We start from the raw sequence: 24,722 nt of genomic DNA on the forward strand, positions 1-24,722 counted from the left end.
CGCCGACCCTCCGCCTTCCGTCTCGACGGTCCGCTCATCGGTCTCGACGGTCCGCTCATCGCCGAGGCCATCCGGCCCACGTCCGCATGCGCCCCGGCGGAGGGCCGCCGCCGACCGGCCGGTACTTTTGCGGCGAGCGTTTCGTCCCTCAGAAAGGCGCCTCAGTGGAGATTCGCCGTGTCTCGTTCGACCACCCGGACGCGGTCAGGCTGAACAAGGAAGTACAGGCCGAGTACGGCCGCCGCTACCAGAGCGACGGCGACGCGACGCCGCTGGACCCTTCGATGTTCGAGCCACCGAACGGCCTGTACGTCATCGCCTACGACGAGGAGGGCCTCCCCGTCGCCACCGGCGGCTGGCGCGCCCGGGACGAGGCGGACCAGGAGAACTACTCCGACGGCGACGCCGAGGTCAAGCGGATGTACGTGGTGGAGGCGCTGCGCGGCAGGGGCCTGGCCCGCCGCATCCTGGCCTACCTGGAGGCCGACGCCCGCGCCGCGGGGCGCACGCGCATGGTGCTCGAGACCGGCGACGCCCAGCCCGAGGCGATCGCGCTCTACGCCTCCAGCGGCTACGAACTCTGCGTCAAGTTCGGCCACTACCGAAACAGCGAGAACAGCCGCTGCTTCGCCAAGCCCCTCACCTCCTGACGGACGGCGCGCCGGCCATCCGGCCATTCGGCCGTCCGGCCATTCGGCCGTCCGGCCGTCCGGCCGTGCTCACGCCGTGCTCAGGCCGTGCCGTCCGGGGTGACCAGGCCCGACTGGTAGGCGAAGACGACGAGCTGGGCGCGGTCGCGGGCGTGGAGCTTGACCATGGCACGGCTCACATGGGTCTTGGCGGTCAACGGGCTGATCACCATGTGCGCGGCTATCTCGTCGTTGGTCATCCCCCGCGCGACCAGCGCCACCACCTCGCGCTCCCGGTTGGTGAGCGAGGACAGCCCGGCGGGCACCGCGCGCGGGCGGCGGGCGACGAACTCGCCTATCAGGCGGCGGGTGATGGACGGGGCGAGCAGCGCGTCCCCGCGCGCCGCGACGCGGATGCCGTGCAGCAGGTCGGCGGGGTCGGCGTCCTTGACCAGGAACCCGGTGGCCCCCGCGCGCAGCGCGTCGAACACGTACTCGTCCAGCCCGAAGTTGGTGAGGATCACCACGCGCACGCCGGGCAGCCGTTCGTCGGCCACGATGCGCCGCGTCGCCTCGATGCCGTCCATCACCGGCATCTGCACGTCGATGAGCACGACGTCCGGGACCAGCTCGCGGGTCAGGGCCACGCCCTGCCTGCCGTCAGGCGCCTCGCCCACCACCTCGATGTCCTTCTCGGGCGCGAGCAGCGCGCGGAAACCCGCGCGGATGAGCGCCTGGTCGTCGACGAGCAGCACACGGATCACGGGCGGTCCTTCAGGGGGAGCGGCGGCGCGAGAGGTGTCGCGCGGGAACCGTTCACGGGCGGTACTTCAGGGGGAGTGGCGGCGCGGGAGCCGCTCACGGGCGGTCCTGCAACGGGAGTTCGGCGCGGACGGTGAAGCCGCCGCCGGGGCGGGGCCCAGCGTGCAGCCGGCCGCCGAGGGCGGCGACCCGTTCCCGCATGCCGGTCAGTCCCACGCCCGGCACGGGCGGCGGGCCGGCCGGCGGGACGCCGTCGTCCTCGACCCGCACGGTCAGCGCCGCCGGGCCGTAGCCCACGTGGACCCGCGCGCCGGTGTGCCCGGCGGCGTGCCGGGACACGTTGGTGAGTCCCTCCTGGACGATGCGGTAGCCGGCGCGGTCGACGCCGGCGGGCAGCGCGCGTGGCTCACCGGCGACCTCCACGGTGACCGGCAGGCCGGCCGAGCGCGCCCGGGCCACCAGGTCGTCCAGCCGGTCCAGCCCGGTGCCGGGCGGGTCCCCGGCCGAGTCGCGCAGCACCTCAAGGGTGGCGCGCAGCTCGCGCATCGCCTCGCCACTGGCCTCCTGGATGGCCAGCAGCGCCTCCGGAACCTCTTCGCCGCGCCCGCGCGCCAGGTGGACGGCCACGCCGGCCTGCACCTTGATGATGGAGATGCTGTGGGTGAGCGAGTCGTGCAGCTCCCGGGCGATGCGCAGGCGCTCCTCCCCGGCACGCCGCAGCGCGGCCTCCTCGCGGGTGCGCTCGGCCTCGGCGGCCCGCTGCCGCGCCTGTTCCAGGTAGGCCTGCCGGTGCCGGGTGACCGTCCCCCCGACGCCGGCCGCGAGGAACCAGCCGAGCAGCAGGACGGCCGACTGGTTGAGGTGCTGGCGGGACTGCACGGGGGCGGTCAGCACGTTGTCGGCCACGGTGCCGAGCAGGAACGCGGCGCCGGCGACGGCGGGCAGGATCCGGCGGCCCGACCGCACCACGGCGAACACCGCGATGAGCACCGGGAAGGCCGCCGACGGCCCCGGGTGCGTCCGCAGCGCGTAGACCAGCATGAACGTCGTGGCGACGACCAGGGCGGCCGCCGGAGCCCTGCGCCAGGCCACGACGGAGCAGGTGCCGGCCAGCAGGATCAGGTAGTCCAGCGGGTCGGCGCGGGGGAGCGACACGGCGTCGGCCACCGACAGCAGGGTGACCACGGCGGCGAGCAGGACGTCGATCGCGAGCGGGCGCCACGGCCGCCCGGAGGACCCGGAGGACCCGGAGGACTCGGAGGACTCTGCCGGTGCTCGGCCTTCGCGCACAAACCCCATCCCAGCACGGTAGAGCCCGCCGCGCCCCGTCTCCTCCGCACCAGGGCGTAACCCGGCCTACTCCCGCCGTGGTACACCCGCCGCGCCTGGCGCTCCCGGACGTACCGATGCCGCACCCACCGCCGGACGACGACCGGCCACCGAAAGGGTGACGATCGGTAGTCGAGCGGTCACGGAGTTCTGGCGTTTCCCGATGTTGCTGATAAGGTATTCCTTATAGTGCCCTTTCGTGACGTGGAAAATTGTCGTTCATGCCGAGGTGCGACAGTGGTTGATCGAGCTGCGGCGTTCGGATCGAGCGTCGGCCTACCTCGTCGGCGCCGCCATCCAGCACGTGCTGGAGCATGGCCCTGGGGTGGGCAGGCCGCTGGTCGATACGCTGCGGGGCAGCAGCATTCGCAACCTCAAGGAACTGCGGCCCGGTTCCTCCGGGTCCAGCGAGATCCGGATCTTGTTCGTCTTCGATCCCGTGCGCAGGATGGTGCTGCTGGTGGCAGGTGACAAGGCGGGCCGGTGGAGCGAGTGGTACGAGCGTGCTGTTCCCTTGGCGGAGGCGCGCTATCAAGAGGTGATCAAGGGGGAGGAGGACGATGAAGGAAAGTGAGCACTCGGTGCGGTACGAGGACATCGACGAGTTCTTCGAGGATGTCGGGCTGACCGATCGCGGCGAACTCGCGCAGGCCAGACGTCACCTCGAGTCGTACGTGCACGGATGGCATCTGGCACAGTTGCGCAAGTCGCGGGGGCGGACCCAGCGGCAGATGGCCGACCAGATGAGCGTGTCCCAGCCTCGGGTGCACGAGGTGGAACACGGTGATCTCGACAAGACTACGCTCGCCGTGCTGCGCTCCTACGTCGAGGCCCTTGGAGGAGAGCTCGAGGTCGTGGCCAAGATCGACGGGGCCGTATATCGCGTCGCTTAGTCATACGGGAGCATGGTGTCCGAAAGTTGACGTCGTTCTTCGGCGTGGCGGGAGAGGGTTGGCATGGACACGGTGTTCTGGGATGACGCGGATCGGCTTCTGGTCCGTTACGGGGGGGCTTTCACCCCACGGGTCATCGAACGTGCCGCCGGTGCGTACGTCTACGATCGCCAGGGCCGGGCGATCCTCGACTTCACCTCGGGGCAGATGAGCGCCATCCTCGGCCACGCCCACCCGGACATCGTGGCGACGGTCTCCTCGGCCGTCGCTTCGCTGGACCACCTCTTCAGTGGCATGCTCAGCGCTCCTGTGCTGGAGCTGGCCCGCAGGCTCACCGCGACCCTGCCCGAGTCGCTCGCCAAGATGCTGCTGCTCACCACGGGAGCCGAGGCGAACGAGGCAGCGATCAAGATGGCCAAGCTCGCCACCGGCCGCTTCGAGATCGTCTCATTCGACCGCTCCTGGCACGGCATGACGCAGGGGGCCGCCGCCGCGACCTTCTCCGCCGGGCGGCGCGGCTACGGTCCCCCGATGCCGGGAAACCTCGCGCTGCCCGCGCCGAACGCCTATCGCTCGCCGTTCCGGTCCTCCGACGGGTCGCACGACTGGGAGGCCGAACTCGACTACGGCTTCGCCCTGGTCGACCGGCAGTCCGCCGGCAGTCTCGCCGCCTGCCTCATCGAGCCCATCCTGTCCTCGGGCGGCATCATCGACCTGCCGCCCGGGTATCTGCGCCGCCTCAAAGAGATGTGCGACGAACGCGGCATGCTGCTCATCCTGGACGAGGCGCAGACCGCTCTCGGCCGCACCGGGCTGATGTACGCGTTCGAGCGCGACGGGGTCGCGCCCGACATCCTGACGTTGTCGAAGACCCTGGGAGCCGGGCTGCCGGTGGCGGCCGTGGTCACGACCGCCGAGATCGAGCAGGTCTGCCACGACCGGGACTTCCTGTTCTACACCACCCACGTCTCCGACCCCCTGGCCGCCGCCGTGGCCCTGACGGTCCTCGACGTCATCGACCGCGAGAGCCTCCCGCGGCGTGCCGCGACACTGGGCGGCCTGCTCGCCGAGCGGCTGCTGGCGCTTCGCGAGGAGTACGAGGTGGTCGGCGATGTCCGCGGCCGGGGCCTGCTCCAGGGGGTCGAGCTCGTCGAGGACAAGAAGAGCAAGGCGCCCGCCGACGCGCTGGGCAAGGCGGTCACCTCGGCCTGTCTCGAACGCGGGCTGCACATGAACATCGTCCAGCTTCCGGGGATGGGCGGCATCTTCCGCATCGCCCCGCCTCTCACGATCAGCGAGGACGAACTGCACGCCGGCGTGGACATCCTGGAGGCGTCCCTCAAGGCCGTGCACCTCCGGCGGTTCTGACCGGGCTGCTGAAATTTTCAGGGGGGCCGATGGCAGTGTGGTCGCATCTTTCGGCTGGTCGCCAAACTAATGGAGCGATCTTCGCTGGTCAGTCCGGGGTTGACCTGCCGGGGTCGTTTGTGTGGGGGTGGGGCGTCAGATAGCGTCGCGGGTGCGGGAGCGCTCCCCTTCCCCGGAATCCCCCCGACCGGAACACGGAGACCGCACGATGTCCCACCGCATTCTTCGCTCACCCCGTCGCGCCCTGCGCGCGCTGGCCGTCCTGATGTGCGCGGTCATGCTGTCCTCGGTCCCCTTCACCGGGACCGCGTCGGCGCACGGGTCGGTCGTCAACCCCGCCTCCCGCAACTACGGCTGCTGGCTGCGCTGGGGCAACGACTTCCAGAACCCCTCGATGCAGCAGCAGGACCCGATGTGCTGGCAGGCGTGGCAGGACAATGTCAACGCCATGTGGAACTGGAACGGGCTCTACCGCGAGAACGTGGCCGGCAACCACCAGGGCGTCATCCCCAACGGCCAGCTCTGCAGCGCCGGTCTGACCGAGAACGGCCGCTATCGCTCCATGGACAGGCCCGGCGCGTGGAAGATGACCAACCTGGGCAGCACGTTCAACATCAACCTGATGGACCAGGCCGCCCACGGCGCGGACTACATCAGGGTCTACATCACCCGCCAGGGCTACAACGCCCTCACCACGCCGCTCGGCTGGAACAACCTGGAACTGGTCCGGGAGACCGGCAGGTACGCGCAGGCCAACACCTACATGATCAACAACATCTCGCGCGGGTCCCGCACCGGCCGGCACGTGATCTACACGATCTGGAAGGCCTCGCACGCGGACCAGAACTACTACTTCTGCAGCGACGTCAACTTCGTCTGACGAACGGCCCGCCGCCTTGCGACCGTCCGATCTCCTCCGCACGCCGCCCCGTGCGGAGGGACCGGGCCCCTGCGGAGATCGCCCCGGTGCTCACCTGAGTGAGCACCGAGGCGACCGGGTCACTGCACGGTGATCTTGTCAACCTCGATGGTGATGCCCTTCACCTCGTCGGTGGAGGTGGCGGTCGTGACCGAGCCCACGCCGGAGCTCACGCCCTTGACCTTCATGGTGTAGGTCAGCTTGCCGCCGGGGGCGCCGGGGGTGCTGCTGACCCGGTAGTCCTCGGTCGGCGGCCCGGAGATCTGGGCGCCGGCCGTGCCGTCGGAGTTCTCGGCGCCCACGGTCAGCCCGTAGGAGGCGCCGGGGTCACCGGGCAGGTTGGACGGGTCGTAGGCGTAGGTGATGTCCTCGGCGCCGTTGACGCCGATCCACTGCTGGAAGACCTTCAGGCTCGAGGTCCCGTACAGGTGGACGCGCCACTCGATGACGAGCCAGGTGGACACGCCGTCGGTCAGCGTGCCGGCGTAGACGCCGGGGGCGCCGCCGCCGTCCAGGTCGGTCCAGTAGGCCGCCAGCACGTTGTTCGGCGGCGCCGGATCGGGCAGGGTCTGCGGGCTGAAGGAGACGTCCGCCGACCCGTTGGTGCCGCCCACGACGCTGTAGCCGTCGGAGACCACGCCGATGCGGGTGTAGCTCTTACCCGCGTAGGTGAAGGCCGGGACGTTGAAGTTCACCGACTCCTCGTCCCCGATCGGGGTCGGCGCGATGCCGAACGCGTCCAGCGGCAGGTAGCCCGCCGGGCCGGTGCCAGGGGCGATGGCCGGGCGGTCGGGCTGCCGCCCGGCCAGCGTGGCCTTGGTGGTGGCGATCTGCGTGCCCACCTTGGTCGCGCCGGTCACGCCGTTCAGCCGCAGCCGCGCGTCCAGGGTGCTGAGCGCGGTGACCTCGGTGTCCTTGAGCGTGGTGTTCTCCACGGTCACCGTGCAGGTGGACTCGCCGGTGTTCTTGGCGATGGTGGCCGGCGCGCAGGTCTGGTCGACCGGCACGACGCCCTCCTTGCGGTAGAACGCGACGGGCAGGTGCAGGTCGCGCGAGCCGCCGACCTGCTTGAGGTTCACCTGGCCGAAGTACTGCCCCTCGGGCAGGTCCGGCGCGGTGACCACGATGGTCAGCTTGGCGCTCTTGCCGGGCTTGACGCTGAACAGCGGAGGCAGCACCGTGATGTTGGCGCCGCTGGGCGCGGTGCCGGTCGCGGTGTAGTTGAGCGTCTTGTCGGTGACGTTGGTGACCGTCCGCTTGGCGGTGATGATGCCGGGCATGACCGGCGCGTTCACCGACGGCACGTTGAGGTCGATGCGGTTCAGCGGGTCGGCCGCCGAGGCCGCGTAGTTGACCGCCGTCTCGTCCAGGGTGAGCCCCGGGTCGCCGGCCTTGGTGAGGTCGATGCGGCCGCCGCCGTAGTCGAACGGGTCGGCGGGGGTGACCCGGTCCTGCTTGGTGACCGCGGTCTTGGCCGTGGTCTCCAGCGCCGACTTGACCTGGCCCGGCGTCCAGTCCGGGTGCAGCGCGAACAGCAGCGCGCCGGCCCCGGCCACGTGCGGCGACGACATCGAGGTGCCGGCGATCACCTGGAAGAGGTTGCCGGGCGGGCCCTCCAGCGGAGACTCCGGCGTCGGAGTCTGCCCGGCCAGGATGTGCAGGCCCGGCGCGGTGACGTCCGGCTTGAGGAAGTCGCCGGCCGGCCCTCGCGAGGAGAACGTCGTGATGACGTCGCCCTGCCAGGTGGTCTTGGCGCCCTGGGTGAACGACGCCGTCGCGCCGGGGTTGGCGGCCAGGAAGTTGAGCAGGGTCGTGCTCTCGGGCTGGTCGATGTGGACGGCCGGCAGCCAGTGGTTGTCGGTCATCACGTCGAGCGGCGTCGCGTTGTAGAGGATCATGCCCACCGCGCCGCCCTGCCGGACGGAGAAGCCCTTGAGCACCCGGTTGGGGCCGCGCTGACAGACGACGATCTTGCCGCTGAACAGGCCCGGAGGCGCCGGGGTGAGGCACAACGGGTCGGAGTACGGCGGGGCGGCGGCCGACACCACGGGCCGGGCGGTGGTGACGCCCTGCGTGATGGAGGCGCCCGAGATGGTGGCCTTGGCGCCGCCGGTCCCGTTGAGCGTGATCGTCGAGCGGAAGGTGCGCGTCTGCGTGGAGGCGGCGACGGTCGTCACCCACGGCGAGGCGTGGTCGGTGGTCCCGGCGCCCGGCCCTGCGTTGCCGGCCGAGGCCGAGACGAAGACCCCGGCCGCGTAGGCGTCCAGGAAGGCCAGCTCGACCGGGTCGCTGTAGGGGTCGGCGCCGCCCGAGATCGAGAAGTTGATCACGCGGACGCCGTCGAGGATGGCGCGGCCCACGGCGGCGGCGGAGTCGGAGGAGAAACAGCCCTCGGCGCCGCAGACCTTGTACACCGACACGGCCGCCGCGGGGGCGATGCCGTGGATCGGGCCGCGGCTGATGCCGAGCGGGTTGGCGTCGGCCACCGGCCCGCCGGCCGAGGTGGAGGCGGTGTGGGTGCCGTGCCCGTTGGAGTCGCGGGCGCTGTCGGGGTACACCTCGCCGCCGTAGACGGCGTTGTAGGTGTCGATGAACGGCCGGCCGCCGACCAGCTTGTGGTTGCAGACGAACGGGTCGGCGGCGGGCGTCAACGGGTTGTCGCCGAAGTCGCACACGCGCGGCGTGCCGTCCTTGGTGGGCGGGGGAGCGGGCAGGCCGCCGGGGTCGGCGAAGGAGGGGTGCTCGGGCCAGACGCCCGAGTCCAGGCTGGCGAAGATGACGCCCTTGCCGGAGGAGTTGGTGCCGCCGAGCTTGTTGTAGATCGTGGGGGCGCCGATGAAGTCGGAGCTGGCGTCGGTCAGCGGGTGCTGCAGGTCGTCCTTCTGCACGGCGGCGACGCCGGGCAGCTTCAGCAGGTCGGCGGCCTTGTTCGCCGGGACGCTGAGCGCGATGCCGCCGTAGACGGTGCGCAGCTTCTGGCCCGCCCTGGCGCCGGGGAGGCGCCTGCCGAGCTCGCCGAGGAAGGCGTTCTCGACGCCCTCGATGTGCTTCTCGTACTGCTTGGCCGCCGTGCTGGTGACGTCCAGGCTCTTGCCGGTGACCGAGGGGCTGGTGCCCTTGAGCCCGTCCACTCCGCCCTTGTAGGCGGCGAGGGAGTCGTAGTCGAGCTTCACGACCACGTTGACGGGCTTGGCCGACGTCGCCCCGAACAGGGATGCGTCACTTCTGGCCAGCTTGCCGCTCGGGGACCTGGCCCCCTGGACGCGGTCGGCCGGGGTCAGCGCGGTGGCCTTCCACTTGCTGGTCGAACCGGTCGCGGGGCTCGCCGAGCCCGTCGCCGTGCTCGGCGAGGGATCGGCGGACGCCGGCACGGCCGGGCTCATCACCGCGATGACCGCGAGACTCGCTCCGGCCGCCGCGACGCGGCGCGACCGGGATAAGAGGGTGGGAAGGGGCTTGCGTGGCACGACACCTCCTGGTGAACCACCTGGACTCGCCGCCCGGCGGGCATGGAGGAGTCGCGTCACCCGTGCGCACGGGAAAGGACCCCACCCTCCCCGTCGGGCGACACTGGCCGGCGAGCCGTCTCCGGGTCGCCGAACTCAGACGGAGTCTAGATGCGCGCCACTTTTCCGCCTAGATCGCGGTAAGCCTCGATCAGCAGCAATATCTGACCAAATGTGGACATGGAACGGTTAAATGCTGTGATCGTCGCAGTTAGCGGACCGTTCCAAAGCGGGCCGCGTACAATCACGGGCGTGAAGCTGAAGCTTGATCTCCATGACATCTACAACAAGGGCGGCGAGATCGACCGGGCGCTGCGCGGCATCATCCAGGAGGCGGTGCAGAAGAAGGCCACCGAGGTCGAGATCATCCCCGGCAAGGGGTCCGGCCAGCTCAAGAAGAAGGTGCTGCGCTTCCTCGACCAGAAGGAGGTCAAGGCCCTGTACCACCGCATCGACAAGGACGCCAAGAACCACGGCCGCCTGTTCGTCTACTTCCGCTGGAAGTGACGCAAAGGGTGACGCCCCCCGCAAAAGCGTATAAGACCGATGAAATAGGCTGACCTCGGTCATGATCGGCTAGCGGAAGGGGACACCGTGCCGGAGAACGTCCAGGACGTCGAGGAGAGCGGGGCCGCCTGTGCGGCCGACCGGCTGGAGGAGGCCATCGGGCGCGCGTCCGGCGCGGCGTCCGGCACGCGGGCCTCGCGGGAGGGATACGCCGAGGTCACCTCCGAAGCCGAGCTGCGCGCGCTGCTCGGCGAGGTGATGCCCCGGGCGGTCACCAAGGAGCGCACGGCCCTGCACGAGCTCGACCGTGAGTGGCTCGCGGCCTCCCCGTTCTGCCTGATCGCCACGGCGGACGCGGACGGCGCCTGCGACGTCTCACCGAAGGGCGACCCGCCCGGGTTCACGCTGGTCCTCGACGACACCACGATCGCCATCCCCGAGCGCCCGGGCAACCGCCGGGCCGACGGCTTCCTCAACGTCCTGGCCAACCCGCACGTCGGCCTGATCTACCTCGTGCCCGGCCGCAACGAGACGCTGCGCATCAACGGCCGCGCCCGCCTGCTGCGCGAGGCCCCGTTCTTCGACCAGATGGTCGTCAAGGGACACCGGCCGCAACTGGCCCTCGTCGTGGAGATCGAGCAGATCTTCTTCCACTGCGCCAAGGCGTTCATGCGCTCGTCGCTCTGGAAGCCCGCCACCTGGGACCCGGGCGTCCTGCCGCCGCACGCGCAGATCGTCAAGGCCATCCAGCCGACCGAGGAGAGCCTCGCGGAGCTGGAGCGCTACTACGGCGCCCAGTACGCCGAGCGCCTCTACCGGAGCTGAACGCCTCTCCTCAGCTGTCGCCCTCGCTCTGAGCGTCACCTCGCCGCAGACGCCGCCGGCGCCGCACACCTCGGGGAGCGGCGGGCAGAGATGGAGGAAGCGGTCGGCCATGCGCAGAGCCGGGTCCAAGCGCCGCCCGAGCGGGGCGGCGCCGCGAGGCCGAAGGCGTTCAGGCGTTCGATCGCTTCCTCTCTTCGATGATAACTCCGCCCGAAGGCGCAGGTCACGGCCGTGAGCGCGGTGCGCTGGCCTGGTGGGAGCGCCGTCCGGGGGTGGCACGAGGGGGCCGTCCGGGTCCACCATCGTGCAGGCACGGCAGCGCCGGGAGGAGAACGACATGGTGCAGACCACTGACGGCACGGAGGTGTTCCGCGCGGCCCGCGACTTCCTGCTCGCCCACCGCGAGGACTACGCCACCGCCTACGAGAAGTTCGAATGGCCGGCACTGTCCCGGTTCAACTGGGCGCTCGACTGGTTCGACGTCATCGCAAGGGGCAACGACGACCCCGCGCTGTGGATCGTCGAGGAGGACGGCTCCGAGCGCAGGCTGTCCTTCGCCGACATGTCCCGCCGCTCCTCGCAGGTGGCCGGGTGGCTGCGCGCCCAGGGCGTGCGCCGCGGCGACCGCCTGGTGCTCATGCTCGGCAACCAGGTCGAGCTGTGGGAGACGATCCTGGCGACGATGAAGCTGGGCGCCGTGCTGATCCCCACGGCGCCGCTGCTCGGCCCCGCCGACCTGCGCGACCGCGTCGAGCGCGGCGGCGCGCGACACGTGGTCGCGGGCGCGGCGGACACCGCCAAGTTCGACGGCGTGCCCGGCGCCTACACCCGCGTGGCCGTCGGCGGGCCGGTGCCCGGCTGGCTGGACTACGCCGCCGCCTACGACCACGACCCCGCCTTCGAACCGGACGGGCCCACCGCGGCCGACGACCCGCTATTGCTGTACTTCACCTCGGGGACCACGGCCCGGCCCAAGCTCGTGGAGCACACCCACGCCTCCTACCCGATCGGCCACCTGTCCACGATGTACTGGATCGGGCTGCGGCCCGGGGACGTGCACCTGAACATCTCCTCGCCGGGGTGGGCCAAGCACGCCTGGAGCAACGTGTTCGCGCCCTGGAACGCGCAGGCGTGCGTGTTCGTGTTCAACTACACCCGCTTCGACGCGGCACGGCTGCTGCGCGAGATCGACCGCTGCGGGGTCACCGCCTTCTGCGCGCCCCCCACGGTCTGGCGGATGCTCATCCAGTCCGACCTATCGTGCCTGCGCATCCCGCCGCGCGAGGCGGTCAGCGCGGGCGAGCCGCTCAACCCCGAGGTGATCGACCAGGTGCGCGCCGCCTGGGGGCTGACCATCCGCGACGGCTACGGGCAGACCGAGACCACCGTCCAGGTGGCCAACACGCCCGGGCAGCAGCTCAAGCCGGGCGCGATGGGACGTCCCGCGCCCGGGTACCGGGTGGTCCTGGTGGACCCGATCACCGGCGAGCCGGCCGAGGAGGGCGAGATCTGCCTGGACCTGTCCCGCCGCCCGCTCGGGCTGACCGCCGGCTACCACGGCGACGAGGGGCGCACGGCCGAGGCCATGTCCGGCGGTTACTACCACACCGGCGACATCGGAGCCCGGGACGCCGAGGGCTACATCACCTTCATCGGCCGCACCGACGACGTGTTCAAGGCCTCGGACTACCGCATCTCCCCGTTCGAGCTGGAGAGCGTGCTGATCGAGCACGAGGCCGTCGCCGAGGCCGCCGTCGTCCCGTCCCCCGACCCGGTGCGGCTGGCGGTGCCCAAGGCCTACGTGGTCCTGGCGGCCGGGTGGGACCCGACGGCCGCGACCGCGGCGGCCATCTTCGCGCACTGCCGGGCCCACCTCGCGCCGTTCAAGCGGGTGCGGCGGCTGGAGTTCGGCGAGCTGCCCAAGACCATCTCGGGCAAGATCCGGCGGGTGGAGCTGCGCGACGGCGAACGGGACAAGCACGCCGCCGCCGACGACCGCCCCGCCGGGGAGTACCGCGACACCGACTTCCCCGCGGAACCGCCCCGGTAGCCTTCCCCGCACCGCCGGCGGCGCGCCCGGGAGGCGCGGGGCCTCGGCAGGGCGGCCCGCCGATCCGCGGGCCGGCGATCCGCGGCCCGGCGGACCGCGCCCGGCGGACCGGCGTGCTAGGACTCGGCCTCGGCGACGCCGGGGGCGCGGATCAGGTCGACGTCCTCGGGGTCGGCGGCGACGCCGTTCTCGGCCGCGACCTGCGCCAGCAGCAGCTCGCCGCTGCGCGCGACGTGGGCGCGCATCGCCGCGGCCGCCGCGGCGGCGTCGCCGGCCTCCACCGCGGCCAGGATCGGCTCGTGCTCGGCGGCGATGTCCACCAGCGAGCGCGAGCGGTCGACGGTGGAGGCGCCCAGCGTCATCGTCGCGTCGCGCAGGTTGCCGACGATGCCGACGAGCCTGCGGTTGGCGCCGGCGTTCAGCAGCAGGTCGTGGAAGGCGCGGTCGTGGCGCATGAAACGCGGCTCGTCGTCCTGCTCGGCGGCGGCGCGCATCAGCGCCAGCTCGCCACGCATGCCCTGGACGACCTCGGGACCGGCGCGGCGGGCGGCGACGCGCGCCGCCGGGACCTCCAGCAGCAGCCGGAGCTGGAACACCTCGGCGATCTCCTTGGGGTCGCGCCGCAGCACGCGAAAGCCCCGGCTGCGCTCGAAGCGGACCATGCCCGCCTCGGCCAGGCGCAGCATGGCCTCGCGCACGGGCGTGCGTGAGACGTTGAGCTGCGCGGCGAGCTGGTACACCGAGTACAGCTCGCCGGGACGGAGCTCGCCGGAGTGGATCGCCTCACGGACGGCCGCGATCACCTGCTCCGTGAGGCTGGACGCGCCGCCGACCGTTCGCACCGAGGGGGGACCTTTCCGCTGTGATTCGACTCCTGGGGGACTCTACCGCTGAATGACCGGAACACCCCTTGCCGTCCCGAATGTTGACATGCAGCATGCTACGTACCGGATTCCGGGATCTGTGGCGCACGGTGCTCGTACCGGTCACCGGCCGTCCCTCCCCGCCGTGCCGGGGGACCCGCGCATCCTTCCCGCCGTGCCAGGTGACCCGCTCATCCTTCCCGGCTCGCGGACTCCGCGTGTCCGCCGGGTGAACATCGTCCGACTCGGCGGCGCGTTTTCTTGACTGATTCAAGAAAATAGGCCAGTCTTTTGCGGTGGCCACGACCTCGGAATACCAGCGGATGCTGCGCGGCGCGGCGATGCGCGTGACCCGTCCACGGGTGGCGGTGCTGAGCGCGGTGTACGCGCATCCGCACGCCGACACCGACTCGATCATCCGCGCCGTGCGCCGTGACCTCCCCGAGGTGTCCCACCAGGCCGTGTACGACTCGCTGCACGCGCTGACGGCCGCGGGCCTGGTGCGCCGCATCCAGCCGTCCGGCTCGGTGGCCCGCTACGAGTCGCGCGTCGGTGACAACCACCACCACGTCGTGTGCCGCTCGTGCGGTGTCGTCGCCGACGTCGACTGCGCGGTCGGCGAGGCGCCGTGCCTGACCGCCTCCGACGACCACGCGTTCTCGATAGACGAGGCCGAGGTCACCTACTGGGGCCTGTGCCACGACTGTTCCACCGCCCGCAGTTCCTGAGCACCCTGATCGCCTAGTCCCTAAGGATTCCCATGTCCGAGAACCATGATGCAATCGTCACCGACGCCAAGGCGGAGGGCGGAGGTGGCTGCCCGGTCGCGCACGAGCGCGCCCCGCACCCGACCCAGGGCGGCGGAAACCGCCAGTGGTGGCCGGAGCGGCTGAATCTGAAGATCCTCGCCAAGAACCCCGCCGTGGCCAACCCCTTCGGTGAGGAGTTCGACTACGCCGAGGCGTTCAAGTCCCTGGACCTCGCGGCCGTGAAGCAGGACATCGCCCAGGTGCTGACCACCTCGCAGGACTGGTGGCCGGCCGACTACGGCCACTACGGCCCGTTCATGGTCCGCATGGCGTGGCACAGCGCGGGCACGTACCGCATCAGCGACGGCCGCGGCGGCGCGGGCGCCGGGCAGCAGCGCTTCGCCCCGCTCAACAGCTGGCCCGACAACGGCAACCTCGACAAGGCCCGCCGCCTGCTGTGGCCGGTGAAGAAGAAGTACGGCAAGGCGCTCTCGTGGGCCGACCTGCTGATCCTGGCCGGCAACGTCGCCCTTGAGTCGATGGGCTTCACGACCTTCGGCTACGCCGGCGGCCGCGAGGACGTCTGGGAGCCCGAGGAGGACGTGTACTGGGGCCCCGAGTCCACCTGGCTGGACGACAAGCGCTACACCGGCGACCGCGAGCTCGAGAGCCCGCTCGGCGCGGTGCAGATGGGCCTGATCTACGTCAACCCGGAGGGCCCGAACGGCAACCCCGACCCGCTGGCCTCGGCCCGCGACATCCGTGAGACCTTCCGCCGGATGGCGATGAACGACGAGGAGACCGTCGCCCTCATCGCGGGCGGCCACACCTTCGGCAAGACCCACGGCGCCGGTCCCGCCGACCACGTCGGCGCCGACCCCGAGGCCGCTCCCATGGAGGACCAGGGGTTCGGCTGGAAGAACTCCTTCGGCACCGGCAAGGGCGGCGACGCCATCACCAGCGGCCTCGAGGGTGCGTGGACCAACACCCCGATCACCTGGGACAACAGCTTCTTCGAGATCCTGTTCGGCTACGAGTGGGAGCTGAGCAAGAGCCCCGCCGGCGCCCACCAGTGGAAGCCGAAGGACGGCGCCGGGGCCGGCACCGTGCCCGACGCCCACGACCCGCTGAAGACGCACGCCCCGACGATGCTCACCACCGACCTCGCGCTGCGCGTGGACCCGATCTACGAGCAGATCTCGCGGCGGTTCCTGCAGAACCCCGGCGAGTTCGCCGACGCCTTCGCCCGCGCGTGGTTCAAGCTGACCCACCGCGACATGGGCCCGGTCGTGCGCTACCTCGGCCCGGAGGTCCCCTCGGAGACGCTGCTCTGGCAGGACCCGCTCCCGCCGGTGACCCACGAGCTCGTCGACGCCGAGGACATCGCCTTCCTCAAGAGCCGCGTCCTGGACTCCGGCCTGCCGGTGTCGCAGCTGGTGTCCACCGCCTGGGCGTCGGCCTCCTCCTTCCGCGGCAGCGACAAGCGCGGCGGCGCCAACGGCGGGCGCATCCGCCTTGAGCCGCAGAACGGCTGGGAGGTCAACGACCCCGACCAGCTCGCGACGGTGCTGCGCACCCTGGAGGGCGTGCAGGAGTCCTTCAACGCCGCCCAGACCGGCGGCAAGCGCATCTCGCTCGCCGACCTCATCGTGCTGGCCGGCGCCGCCGCCGTCGAGAAGGCCGCCAAGGACGCCGGCTTCGCCGTCGAGGTGCCCTTCACGCCGGGCCGCGTGGACGCCTCGCAGGAGCAGACCGACGTCGAGTCGTTCGCCGCGCTCGAGCCGTCCGCCGACGGCTTCCGCAACTACCTCGGCAAGGGCAACCGGCTGCCGGCCGAGTACCTGCTGCTCGACCGGGCCAACCTGCTGACCCTCAGCGCCCCCGAGATGACCGTCCTGGTCGGCGGCCTGCGCGTCCTGGGCGCGAACTACCAGCAGTCGCCGCTCGGCGTCTTCACCCGGACCCCCGGCACCCTGACCAACGACTTCTTCGTCAACCTGCTCGACCTGGGCACGACGTGGAAGGCGACCTCCGAGGACGCCGGCACCTTCGAGGGCCGCGACGACGCCACCGGCCAGGTCAAGTGGATCGGCAGCCGCGCCGACCTGGTGTTCGGGTCCAACTCCGAGCTGCGTGCGCTCGCCGAGGTCTACGCCTGCGACGACGCGAAGGAGAAGTTCGTCAAGGACTTCGTCGCGGCGTGGGTCAAGGTGTCCAACCTCGACCGGTTCGACCTCGTCTGATCACGACGTGCGGGCCGGCCGGGCTCCGGCCGGCCCGCACGGGCTTCCTCCGGGCGATCTGTACGGCGGACGCCGCCGGCGTGGCACAGTAGGCGGAAAGATCGTTCGGGTGAGCAGGTGAGGAGGGCGCGATGGGCGCCGCGCGCCGGCCGGTCCGCATCGCCAACGCCTCGGGGTTCTACGGGGACAGGCACACGGCCTTCGCCGAGATGGTGACCGGCGGCGAGGTGGACGTCGTCACCGGCGACTACCTGGCCGAGGTGACGATGCTCGTCCTGGCCAAGGGGCGGGCCCGCGACCCCGAGGCCGGCTACGCCGCGAGCTTTCCGGCGCAGCTCGCCCCCGTCCTCGGCGCGGTCCTCGACCGGGGGACCAAGGTGGTCGTGAACGCGGGCGGGCTGAACCCGCGCGGGCTGGCCGCCCGTCTCACCGCCCTGGCGGACGCCGCCGGTCTGTCGCCGCGGGTCGCCTGCGTCACCGGGGACGACCTGCTGGACCGGCTCGGCGAGCTGCAGGCCGCCGGCCACCCGCTGGCGCACGCCGAGCGCGGCACCCCGCTCGCCGGGTCTGGGCTCACGCCGCTCACCGCCAACGCCTACCTCGGCGGATGGGGCATCGCCCGCGCGCTTTCGGCGGGCGCCGACATCGTCGTCTGCGGCCGGGTCAGCGACGCCGCGCTCACCGCCGGACCGGCGGCGTGGTGGCACGGCTGGGCCCGCGACGACTGGGACCGCCTCGCCGGGGCCGTCGCCGCCGGGCACGTCATCGAGTGCGGCGCGCAGGCCACCGGCGGCAACTACTCCTCCTTCCTGGAGCTCCCCGGCCTTACTCGTCCCGGCTTCCCGATCGCCGAGGTCGCGGCCGACGGCGGCGCGGTCATCACCAAGCACCCGGGCACCGGGGGAGCGGTGACGGTCGGCACGGTCACCGCGCAGCTCGTCTACGAGATCCAGGGCACCCGGTACCTGAACCCGGACGTGACCACGCTCCTGGACACCGTGACGCTGAGGCAGGCCGGCCCGGACCGCGTCGAGATCAGCGGGACGCGCGGCGCGCCCCCGCCGCCCTTCGCCAAGGTCGCGATCACCGCGCTCGGCGGCTACGAGAACGAGATCACACTCGTGCTGACCGGCCGCCACATCGAGGAGAAGGCCGCGCTCGCCGAGCGCGCGGTGCGGGAGGGGCTGGGCGAGGGGTGCTCGGCCGACTTCCAGCGCGTCGGCACGGCCGCGCCGGACGCCGCCGACCAGAACGCCGCCTCGTGCCTGCTGCGCGTCGCGGTCAAGGGACCGCAGGAGAAGGCCGTCGGACGGGCCTTCTCCGGCCTGGTCGTCGGGCTCGCACTCGGCAGTTATCCCGGGTTCTACGCCGCAGGGACGCCCCAGGGAGCGCGCAGCTACGGCACGTACTGGCCGGCGACCGTCCCGATCACCGAGGTGGACCACCGCGTCGTCCTGCCCGACGGCACCGTCGAGCCCGTCCCCTGGCCCCCCACCGCCGACCCCATCCTGACCGACCCCATCCTGACCGGCCCTCCCCTGACCGGCCCTCCCCTGACCGGCCCTCCCCTGACCGGCCCCGCCCTGACCGGCCCCGCCCTGACCGGCTCGGCCCTGACCGGCCCGGATGTGCGGCGACCGGCCGGGGAATCGGCCGTCAGTGGGCCGGCCCTGGGTGGACCGCCCCCGAGTGAACCGGCTGTGGAGGGGCGGGCCGGGCGACCGACCGCGAGCGGACCGGCCGTGACGCCGGGGGACGCGGGCGATTCCCCGGTGCGGGTGCCGCTGGGCGAGGTGGCCGACGCGCGGTCCGGCGACAAGGGCGGGAACGCCAACCTCGGCCTGTGGGCGCGCGAGGAGGAGTCCTACGCCTGGATGCGGCGCGCGCTCACCGTCGACCGGCTGCGCGAACTGCTCCCCGAGGCCGCAGGCCTGCCGATCGACCGCCACGAGCTGCCCAACCTGCGCGCGCTGAACTTCGTGGTGCACGGCCTGCTGGGCGAGGGGGCGACGGCGACCAGCCGCTTCGACGCCCAGGCCAAGGCGCTCGGGGAGTTCGTCCTGTCCCGCCTGGTCGACGTCCCGCCGTCCGCCGTCCTCGCAGCCAAGGCGGCGAGGACGTCCGCATCCTGACCGGAACGTTCGCTCCCTGACCGGAACGTCTACCTTCTGACTGGTACGTCCGCCCTTGACCGGGTACATCCACCCCCTGTCCCCAGAGGCGTGCGCCCCCTGTCCGCGGGGGCGCACGCTCCTTGGCCGCGAGGGCGGAAGCGCCGCGATGGCGTGCGCCGGCCGTGGTGGCGGGTCAGCCGGACCAGTGAGGGGCGGCTCGCCACGGGTAGAGGGGGAGACGGACGAATACCGCTCCGACGTCGAAGGCGCCCTCCCAGTCGGTGGGCTCCTCCCCGCGCAGGTACCTCGCGGCGAGGCCGTCGAGCGGCGCGCCGGTCGAAGGGCCTGGCTCAGGGAAGGCGGCGAGCGCCTCGCGCAGGTCTCCCGCCGATTCCACGACCGCGGCGAACCGGAGCGGGTGGTGGTCGCGGCGGACGGCCGCGCTGTAGCACAGGTCGCGCAGCGGCGGGGCGTCGTCGCCTTCGAGCAGGTCGAGGTAGGCGCGGGCCAGCCGGGCCAGCGCCTCCTGGCTGAGGGCGGACATGGTGAACAGGTGGTGGCGCCGCGACGCGGGGGAGTGGCGGGGCGGCGCGGCCGGTGCCCGGCCGAGCACGACGTGCACGTTCACCGCCGACAACCCCGTGCCGCTCACCCTGGCGACGGCCCCCTCGGGCAGGTCGTGTGGCGCGGGCGACGCCGGAACGGCCGGCCGGTGCCACGGGACGGGCGTCCCTGGGCCGTCGGGAGCGGGCGCCGGCGGCGCCATGCCGTACTCCGGCTCCAGGTCCTGCCGCGGCTCCTGCTCCAGGCGCAGGACGGTGCTCATCAGCCCGGCCATGCCGGAGTCCGCCCGCACGTGCCCCGAGCCGTCTTCGGCTCCGTCCGCTCCCGCGAGCGGCGGCCGCTCGCGGCGGTCGACGGCCGTGGGGTCGGCTCCGGCGTCCTGGTACGCCCAGCGGAGCGCGTCGATCATGCCGGACGCGGCCGGCCTGAGCACGGGACCGTCCGTCGCGCCGTCGCTGGAGACCGCCGTGCCGAGGATGACGCCGCGGATCGCGTCGCCGTCCGCGAGGGCGCGGTCGAGCCTCTTGAGCACGACGACCCGGACGCCGTCCCCCTGGCGGCGTCCGCGCGCCGGCACGCGGGCGAACCCGCGGCGGGCGTCCTGGACCGTCAGCGCGTCCCAGGGGCCTGAGGCGCCGTCGTCGGCGAGCGGTCGCAGGTCGACCCCGCCCGCGAGCGCCAGGCCGGTATCGCCGGTGCGCAGGCTCTGGCAGGCCAGGTGGACGGCGGTCAGCGAGGACGTGCAGGCGGTGTCCAGGGTCACGCTCGGCCCGCACAGTCCGAAGGTGGCCGACAGCCGCCGGGAGAGCGTGCCGCGGTGGTCGCGCGGGGTGAGCGTCCTGAGGGGGGCACGGGACGGGCGGGAGGGACGTTCGGGCTCGTCCATGTGCGCGTTTCCGATGAAGACGGCCGTGCGGCCGCCCGCGACGCGGCTCGGGCGAAGGCCGGCGTCCTCCAGCGCCTCCCACGCGGTCATCATCAGCAGGCGTTGGCGCGGGTCCAGGCCCGCCGCCTGGTCGGCGTCCATGCCGAAGAGCACCGCGTCGAAGCCGTGCATGTCCGGCACAGGCCCCTCCGCGTGCGGGAGGAGGCCGTCCGCGTCCGGAGAGAGCCTCTGCGCGTGGGGGAGGAGCCCGTCGGCGTGCGACAGGAGCCCCTCCGCGTCCGGGAGCCATCCCCGCGCGTCCCTCGGCCGCCCCCTCCTGCCGGGCCTGCGCCTCCTCGCCTCGGCGTACACGCTGTCCGCGCGCGCGAAAGGCCCTCCCACGCCGAGATGGGTGCGGCCCCTGCCGGCGGGGGGCGCGTGCGTGTCGAGGTACAGCCGGTCGGGCATTGGCGCGTTCCTGGAGGAGGGGCCAGGGGGCTCGACGGCGGTGACGAGGGCGTCTTCGAGCGGCCCTCCCAGGTCGCCGGGGCCGGACGGGCCGGGGGGCCGGAACCCCATTCCGATGATGGCGATGGGGTCGTTCATCGGCGCCCCCTCTCACCGGCCGGGGCGCGGGGCGGTATGCGGCGGATGCCGGCCGCCAACGGCCGGGGGCCCGCGAAGTACGCGGCGGAGTATGTCATGAGTCACTCTCATGTGCGACGGCCGGAATTAAATAATTGAATACCGGAACAGTGCGCGCGAAGTGTCGAGTACGCGGCCGGTCGCCCGGCGTATGGTGATTCCCCGTGCGCAGGAAGCCCCATTCCCTGCCCCTAATCCCGTCGAAACTCTAAGATGCGCCCGCCGGATACGTCAAGACGGCCATCACGGTACACTTGTATCAACGCCGGAATATCCGGGGTGATATCCCGATGAATATTCATGGTCGCGGCGGGCGCCACGGCTCGTCCCGCGGATCCGGCGCGGGCGCCACGGCGATCCTCGCGGACCCGGCGCGAGCGCCACGGTGACGCCTGCGGACCTGGTGGGAGTGCCGCCGTGGTTCTCGGGCGCGGCCTGTCGCGGCATCGCCGTGCGCCTCCTCATGCGAGGTACGCGCCCGGCGGGGCGTACGGGCGTCCGGGAATGCCGGGCGGACCGGTCGCGTTCCTCCACCGGCCGCCGGCGTCGCCGGCGCCGTTAGGGTTTGCAACGAGTTATGAAATCGGCCATTCCCTGCGACACGGTCACGGCGTTTTGGGCCCCGGTTCACGTGGAGCCGTCCGGGGCCGTCCCCGTGCCCGCCGCGGCCCGGGCGGCCGATTAGCTCCCCGTTCCCACCTGCGTCGCAAAGGTTTCGCTCCGCGGTATCGAAGCGTTTCGCGAGCGCGGCCGGCGCGCCCGTCTCCGGGCGCCGGGCGATCGGCGCGTCCGGCCGGCCGCCGTCAACGGTCAGGAGCAGGCGGACGGGGGCGGTGAGCCGCAGAACCTCTCTCCCCATCGGCGCAGTTCCTCCACCGATGGGCGCAGGCCCTCGCCCGCCAGGGTGAGCCGGTAGGACACCTCGACCGGCGGTCCGGTCTCGACGTGCCGTTCGACCAGGCCGACCTCGGCGAGCTCGACCAGCCGGCGCGACAGCATGGGACCGCCGATGCCCGAAATGCCCCGTTCGAGCTCGCTGAAGCGGGCGGGACCGCCGAGCAGCGCTCCGATGATCAGGCCGTTCCACCGCTTGCCCAGCAGCGCGAAGACGTGGAACAGATGATCGCAGACCACGTGGTCCGCCCTGTCCGCATCCATATCCGGAGTCTAACCCCTTGTGGGTTCCAAATCTGAAGCAGATACTCTTCCTGCACTTCATCCGATCTTTGAACCCAGAGCTGGAGCCGTTCCCATGAACATCGCCGTGATCGTCCTCACCATCCTGCTCGCGGCGACCTTCGCCGGCTCCGGCGTGGCCAAGCTGGCCGGAGCGGCGGCGATGCGGGAGAGCGCGCAGCACCTCGGCATCGACTACCCCAAGTACCGCCTGATCGGAGTGCCCGAGGTCGCCGGCGCCGCCGGTCTGGTCATCGGCCTGTGGGTCGTGCCGCTGGGCATCGCCGCCGCCGTGGGCCTGGCCCTGCTCATGGCGGGCGCGGTGGTCGTCCACGTGCGGACGGGCGACGGGTTCGACAAGACCGCGCCCGCCGCGGTCCTCTGCCTGCTGTCGGTCGTGCTCGCCGTCCTGCTGCCGATGGCGGCCTAGCGGCCTGTTCTCCCGGCCGGCGGTCTCTTCTCCCGGCCGGCCGGGAGAGCCCGCGGCCGGTCAGAGCTTGCGGTAGGTCCTCGCCTCCTGCGCCGCGGCCAGGACGTCCGCGAGCGGGGCGCCGGTGGCGGCCAGGACGGCGGCGGAGATGGCGCCCTCGACGAACGGCACGTCCGCGATGACCACCGAGCCGGGTTCCTCGAACAGGCGGGCGGTGAGCACCGAGCTGCCGAGGTCGGGGATCAGCACCACGCCGGCTCCCTGGTCGACCTCCTCGACGGCCGCGGCGATCTTGTCGGCGCTGGTGCCGCAGCCGCCCTCGTCGGTCCCTCCGGCCGGCGCGACGCGCGCGTGCGCGCCCGCGATCTGCCGCACAAGCGCCGCCGCCTCCCTGGCCAGGGCGTCGCTGTGCGAGACCAGGACGATGCCGACCCGCCGTTCGGGAATGCTCATCGGTCAGCCGCCCGCCGCCTCGCGCAGGGCGGCGAACAGCAGGACCGTGGAGGCGGCGCCCGGGTCCTCGTGGCCGATGCTCCGCTCACCCAGGTAGCTGGCCCGCCCCTTGCGCGCCATCAGGGGGACGGTCGCCACGGCCCCCTCCCGAGCCGCGGCGAGCGCGGCGTCGAACACCTCCCGCGCTCCGCGGCCGGCGCTCACGGCGCCGGAGAGGGCGCGGGTGGCGGGTGCCAGGGCGTCGACCATGGTCTTGTCGCCCTCCTGCGCGCCGCCGAGCTTGCGCACCCCGGCCAGCCCCGCCTCGAACGCGGCGGCGAGATCCGCGAGCGTCACCGTGACCTCCACCTCGGGCTCCTCGCGCCACTCGGGCCACTCGGGCCCGGGAGCGTCCCCGGCCGCCGGCGGTAACGACCGCCCCGCCGGGCCGTGACCCGCCGGCTCGCCCGGCCCTTCGCGCTGCGCGGCGGTGAGGACGGCGCCCATCTGCCGGAAGACGGTGCCGTACAGCGGACCGGAGGCGCCGCCGACCTTGCGGATGAGGGTCGTGCCCGTCAGGGTGAGAACGGCTCCGGGGGTGCCGGGGAACGCGGCGGACAGCGCCTCGCGGACGGCGGTGAAGCCGCGGTCCAGGTTGGTCCCGTGGTCGGCGTCGCCGATCGCGGCGTCGAGCCGCGTCAGGCGGTCCCGGTCGGCGGCGACGGCGCGAGCCGTCTCCTCGACCCAGGCGGTGAAGAACCGGGCGTCCATCAGCGGCCCCAGCGCAGGGACGGGGTCTGCACCGGAGCGTCCCACAACTGGGTCAGTTGGTCGGTCAGCAGGCACACGGTGACCGAGAAGCCCTGCATGTCCAGGCTGGTGACGTAGTTGCCGACCAGGCTGCGCGCCGGAACGGCCCCCTTCTCACGCAGGTAGGCGGCGACCTCGGCGAACACGACGTACAGCTCCACGAGCGGGGTGCCGCCCATGCCGTTGACCATCACCAGGACCTCTCCGGACAACGGCAGGTCGTCGTGGACGGCGTCCATGGCGACGCGGGTGAGCTCGCGCGCCGGGGCCGCGGGCGCGCGCGTCCTGCCCGGTTCGCCGTGGATGCCGATGCCCAGCTCCACCTCGGCGTCGCCCAGGTCGAACGTCGGCCCGCCCGCCGCCGGGACGGTGCAGGACGACAGCGCGACGCCGAACGACCGGCTGCGCGCGTTCACCCGCCCGCCGAGCTTCGCCACCTCGCCCAGCGGGGCCCCGGTCTCGGCGAGCGCCCCGGTCATCTTCTCGACGAAGACGGTGGCGCCCGTGCCGCGGCGCCCGGCGGTGTAGAGGGAGTCCTTGACGGCGACGTCGTCGTTGACCAGGACGGTGCCGACCTCGACGCCCTCCTCGGCGCACACCTCGGCGGCCATCTCGAAGTTCATCACGTCGCCGGTGTAGTTCTTGACGATGTGCAGCACCCCCGCGCCGCCGTCCACGCCGTGCGAGGCCTCGATGACCTGGTCGGGGACGGGGGAGGTGAAGATCTCTCCCGGGCACGCGGCGTCCAGCATGCCGTGGCCGACGAAGCCCGCGTGCAGCGGCTCGTGGCCCGAGCCGCCGCCCGAGACCAGCCCCACCTTGCCCGGCGTGGGCGCCCCCCGGCGGTACACGACCTTGTGCGCCAGGTCGACCCGCAGGTCGGGGTGGGCCGCGGCCATCCCGGCGAGTGCGTCGGTGACGACGGAGTCGGTGCTGTTGATGAGCTTCTTCATGACCCGGCCTTCGACTCGCGTTGGTGGTCTTTCGGCAAATCTCTCCCCGTTCGCGGCATCCGGCAAGCGCCAGGCGATCCGGCGCGGACC

21 protein-coding genes are annotated in these 24,722 nt (G+C 72.3%); 12 read left to right on the plus strand and 9 right to left on the minus strand.

What is annotated here, in order from left to right:
• The first annotated feature begins 164 nt into the window (after positions 1-164).
• Positions 165-650 (plus strand): GNAT family N-acetyltransferase, encoded by a 486-nt coding sequence (locus ACWEN6_RS22190; RefSeq protein ID WP_452572377.1) that lies wholly within the window; start codon positions 165-167, stop codon positions 648-650.
• 80 nt (positions 651-730) lie between these two features.
• Here the strand turns inward: ACWEN6_RS22190 and ACWEN6_RS22195 are convergent, their stop codons facing one another.
• Both ACWEN6_RS22195 and ACWEN6_RS22200 read right to left on the minus strand, forming a co-directional pair.
• Entirely contained in the window at positions 731-1,393 is a 663-nt protein-coding gene (locus tag ACWEN6_RS22195) for a response regulator transcription factor (RefSeq protein ID WP_354846217.1), read from the minus strand.
• 94 nt (positions 1,394-1,487) lie between these two features.
• Complete coding sequence (locus ACWEN6_RS22200; RefSeq protein WP_452572379.1) at positions 1,488-2,690, minus strand: sensor histidine kinase; 1,203 nt, start codon at positions 2,688-2,690, stop codon at positions 1,488-1,490.
• Positions 2,691-2,919: 229 nt separating this feature from the next.
• On the opposite strand from ACWEN6_RS22200, the gene ACWEN6_RS22205 reads away from it, so the two are divergent.
• From ACWEN6_RS22205 to ACWEN6_RS22220, 4 genes are all read left to right on the plus strand, one after another.
• The gene (locus ACWEN6_RS22205; protein ID WP_452572381.1) at positions 2,920-3,294 is read left to right on the plus strand and encodes a type II toxin-antitoxin system RelE/ParE family toxin; all 375 of its coding nucleotides are present in this window, start codon (positions 2,920-2,922) and stop codon (positions 3,292-3,294) included.
• On the plus strand, positions 3,281-3,613 hold the full coding sequence (locus ACWEN6_RS22210; RefSeq protein ID WP_452572383.1) for an XRE family transcriptional regulator: 333 nt from the start codon (positions 3,281-3,283) through the stop codon (positions 3,611-3,613). The genes ACWEN6_RS22205 and ACWEN6_RS22210 overlap by 14 nt, the downstream gene beginning before the upstream one ends.
• Before the next feature lie 63 nt (positions 3,614-3,676).
• Positions 3,677-4,981: an aspartate aminotransferase family protein gene (locus ACWEN6_RS22215; protein ID WP_452572385.1), complete on the plus strand. Its 1,305-nt coding sequence runs from the start codon at positions 3,677-3,679 to the stop codon at positions 4,979-4,981.
• A 208-nt stretch (positions 4,982-5,189) separates the two neighbouring features.
• A complete protein-coding gene (locus tag ACWEN6_RS22220; protein ID WP_452572387.1) occupies positions 5,190-5,861 on the plus strand; it encodes a lytic polysaccharide monooxygenase auxiliary activity family 9 protein in 672 nt (223 codons plus the stop codon).
• Positions 5,862-5,980: 119 nt separating this feature from the next.
• Here ACWEN6_RS22220 and ACWEN6_RS22225 read toward each other — a convergent pair whose 3' ends face one another.
• Complete coding sequence (locus tag ACWEN6_RS22225) at positions 5,981-9,367, minus strand: S8 family serine peptidase (protein ID WP_452572389.1); 3,387 nt, start codon at positions 9,365-9,367, stop codon at positions 5,981-5,983.
• Between the two features lie 291 nt (positions 9,368-9,658).
• On the opposite strand from ACWEN6_RS22225, the gene ACWEN6_RS22230 reads away from it, so the two are divergent.
• From ACWEN6_RS22230 to ACWEN6_RS22240, 3 genes are all read left to right on the plus strand, one after another.
• Entirely contained in the window at positions 9,659-9,913 is a 255-nt protein-coding gene (locus ACWEN6_RS22230) for a Smr/MutS family protein (protein ID WP_354846233.1), read from the plus strand.
• 258 nt (positions 9,914-10,171) lie between these two features.
• On the plus strand, positions 10,172-10,738 hold the full coding sequence (locus tag ACWEN6_RS22235) for a pyridoxamine 5'-phosphate oxidase family protein (protein WP_452572544.1): 567 nt from the start codon (positions 10,172-10,174) through the stop codon (positions 10,736-10,738).
• A gap of 337 nt (positions 10,739-11,075) precedes the next feature.
• Complete coding sequence (locus tag ACWEN6_RS22240) at positions 11,076-12,788, plus strand: AMP-binding protein (protein WP_452572391.1); 1,713 nt, start codon at positions 11,076-11,078, stop codon at positions 12,786-12,788.
• 116 nt (positions 12,789-12,904) lie between these two features.
• Here ACWEN6_RS22240 and ACWEN6_RS22245 read toward each other — a convergent pair whose 3' ends face one another.
• Positions 12,905-13,630 (minus strand): GntR family transcriptional regulator, encoded by a 726-nt coding sequence (locus tag ACWEN6_RS22245; protein ID WP_452572393.1) that lies wholly within the window; start codon positions 13,628-13,630, stop codon positions 12,905-12,907.
• A gap of 344 nt (positions 13,631-13,974) precedes the next feature.
• Between ACWEN6_RS22245 and ACWEN6_RS22250 the strand changes: the two genes are divergently transcribed.
• The 3 genes from ACWEN6_RS22250 to ACWEN6_RS22260 all read left to right on the plus strand — a co-directional run bounded on the left by ACWEN6_RS22250 (position 13,975) and on the right by ACWEN6_RS22260 (position 18,775).
• Positions 13,975-14,379, plus strand: coding sequence for a Fur family transcriptional regulator (locus ACWEN6_RS22250; protein WP_354846515.1), 405 nt, complete (start codon positions 13,975-13,977; stop codon positions 14,377-14,379).
• Between the two features lie 32 nt (positions 14,380-14,411).
• Positions 14,412-16,643: a catalase/peroxidase HPI gene (gene katG / locus ACWEN6_RS22255; protein ID WP_452572395.1), complete on the plus strand. Its 2,232-nt coding sequence runs from the start codon at positions 14,412-14,414 to the stop codon at positions 16,641-16,643.
• Between the two features lie 131 nt (positions 16,644-16,774).
• Positions 16,775-18,775 (plus strand): acyclic terpene utilization AtuA family protein, encoded by a 2,001-nt coding sequence (locus ACWEN6_RS22260; RefSeq protein ID WP_452572397.1) that lies wholly within the window; start codon positions 16,775-16,777, stop codon positions 18,773-18,775.
• Between the two features lie 175 nt (positions 18,776-18,950).
• Here the strand turns inward: ACWEN6_RS22260 and ACWEN6_RS22265 are convergent, their stop codons facing one another.
• A complete protein-coding gene (locus ACWEN6_RS22265; RefSeq protein ID WP_452572399.1) occupies positions 18,951-20,792 on the minus strand; it encodes a beta-ketoacyl synthase N-terminal-like domain-containing protein in 1,842 nt (613 codons plus the stop codon).
• 849 nt (positions 20,793-21,641) lie between these two features.
• Positions 21,642-21,989 carry a winged helix-turn-helix transcriptional regulator gene (locus ACWEN6_RS22270; protein ID WP_452572401.1) on the minus strand — a complete coding sequence of 116 codons (348 nt, stop codon included), beginning with the start codon at positions 21,987-21,989 and terminating at the stop codon, positions 21,642-21,644.
• Between the two features lie 94 nt (positions 21,990-22,083).
• Between ACWEN6_RS22270 and ACWEN6_RS22275 the strand changes: the two genes are divergently transcribed.
• Positions 22,084-22,437, plus strand: a complete 354-nt coding sequence (locus ACWEN6_RS22275) for a DoxX family protein (protein ID WP_452572403.1) — start codon at positions 22,084-22,086, stop codon at positions 22,435-22,437.
• Between the two features lie 60 nt (positions 22,438-22,497).
• Here ACWEN6_RS22275 and dhaM read toward each other — a convergent pair whose 3' ends face one another.
• From dhaM to dhaK, 3 genes are read right to left on the minus strand one after another with little or no spacing between them, the layout of a single operon-like run.
• Positions 22,498-22,890: a dihydroxyacetone kinase phosphoryl donor subunit DhaM gene (gene dhaM / locus ACWEN6_RS22280; protein ID WP_354846254.1), complete on the minus strand. Its 393-nt coding sequence runs from the start codon at positions 22,888-22,890 to the stop codon at positions 22,498-22,500.
• A gap of 3 nt (positions 22,891-22,893) precedes the next feature.
• Positions 22,894-23,640 carry a DAK2 domain-containing protein gene (locus ACWEN6_RS22285; RefSeq protein WP_452572405.1) on the minus strand — a complete coding sequence of 249 codons (747 nt, stop codon included), beginning with the start codon at positions 23,638-23,640 and terminating at the stop codon, positions 22,894-22,896.
• Positions 23,640-24,632: a dihydroxyacetone kinase subunit DhaK gene (gene dhaK / locus ACWEN6_RS22290; RefSeq protein WP_452572407.1), complete on the minus strand. Its 993-nt coding sequence runs from the start codon at positions 24,630-24,632 to the stop codon at positions 23,640-23,642. Before dhaK ends, ACWEN6_RS22285 begins: the two co-directional genes overlap by 1 nt.
• Positions 24,633-24,722 lie beyond the last annotated feature (90 nt).

The organism is Sphaerisporangium sp. NPDC004334, assembly GCF_053602655.1.

Coding starts and splice junctions, on each gene's coding strand:
- ACWEN6_RS22200 (WP_452572379.1), bottom strand. CDS start 2,690: ATGGGGTTTGTGCGCGAAGGCCGAGCACCGGCAGAGTCCTCCGAGTCC.
- ACWEN6_RS22210 (WP_452572383.1), top strand. CDS start 3,281: ATGAAGGAAAGTGAGCACTCGGTGCGGTACGAGGACATCGACGAGTTC.
- ACWEN6_RS22215 (WP_452572385.1), top strand. CDS start 3,677: ATGGACACGGTGTTCTGGGATGACGCGGATCGGCTTCTGGTCCGTTAC.
- ACWEN6_RS22220 (WP_452572387.1), top strand. CDS start 5,190: ATGTCCCACCGCATTCTTCGCTCACCCCGTCGCGCCCTGCGCGCGCTG.
- ACWEN6_RS22235 (WP_452572544.1), top strand. CDS start 10,172: ATGCCCCGGGCGGTCACCAAGGAGCGCACGGCCCTGCACGAGCTCGAC.
- ACWEN6_RS22240 (WP_452572391.1), top strand. CDS start 11,076: ATGGTGCAGACCACTGACGGCACGGAGGTGTTCCGCGCGGCCCGCGAC.
- ACWEN6_RS22250 (WP_354846515.1), top strand. CDS start 13,975: ATGCTGCGCGGCGCGGCGATGCGCGTGACCCGTCCACGGGTGGCGGTG.
- katG (WP_452572395.1), top strand. CDS start 14,412: ATGTCCGAGAACCATGATGCAATCGTCACCGACGCCAAGGCGGAGGGC.
- ACWEN6_RS22260 (WP_452572397.1), top strand. CDS start 16,775: ATGGGCGCCGCGCGCCGGCCGGTCCGCATCGCCAACGCCTCGGGGTTC.
- ACWEN6_RS22265 (WP_452572399.1), bottom strand. CDS start 20,792: ATGAACGACCCCATCGCCATCATCGGAATGGGGTTCCGGCCCCCCGGC.
- ACWEN6_RS22270 (WP_452572401.1), bottom strand. CDS start 21,989: ATGGATGCGGACAGGGCGGACCACGTGGTCTGCGATCATCTGTTCCAC.
- ACWEN6_RS22275 (WP_452572403.1), top strand. CDS start 22,084: ATGAACATCGCCGTGATCGTCCTCACCATCCTGCTCGCGGCGACCTTC.
- dhaM (WP_354846254.1), bottom strand. CDS start 22,890: ATGAGCATTCCCGAACGGCGGGTCGGCATCGTCCTGGTCTCGCACAGC.
- ACWEN6_RS22285 (WP_452572405.1), bottom strand. CDS start 23,640: ATGGACGCCCGGTTCTTCACCGCCTGGGTCGAGGAGACGGCTCGCGCC.
- dhaK (WP_452572407.1), bottom strand. CDS start 24,632: ATGAAGAAGCTCATCAACAGCACCGACTCCGTCGTCACCGACGCACTC.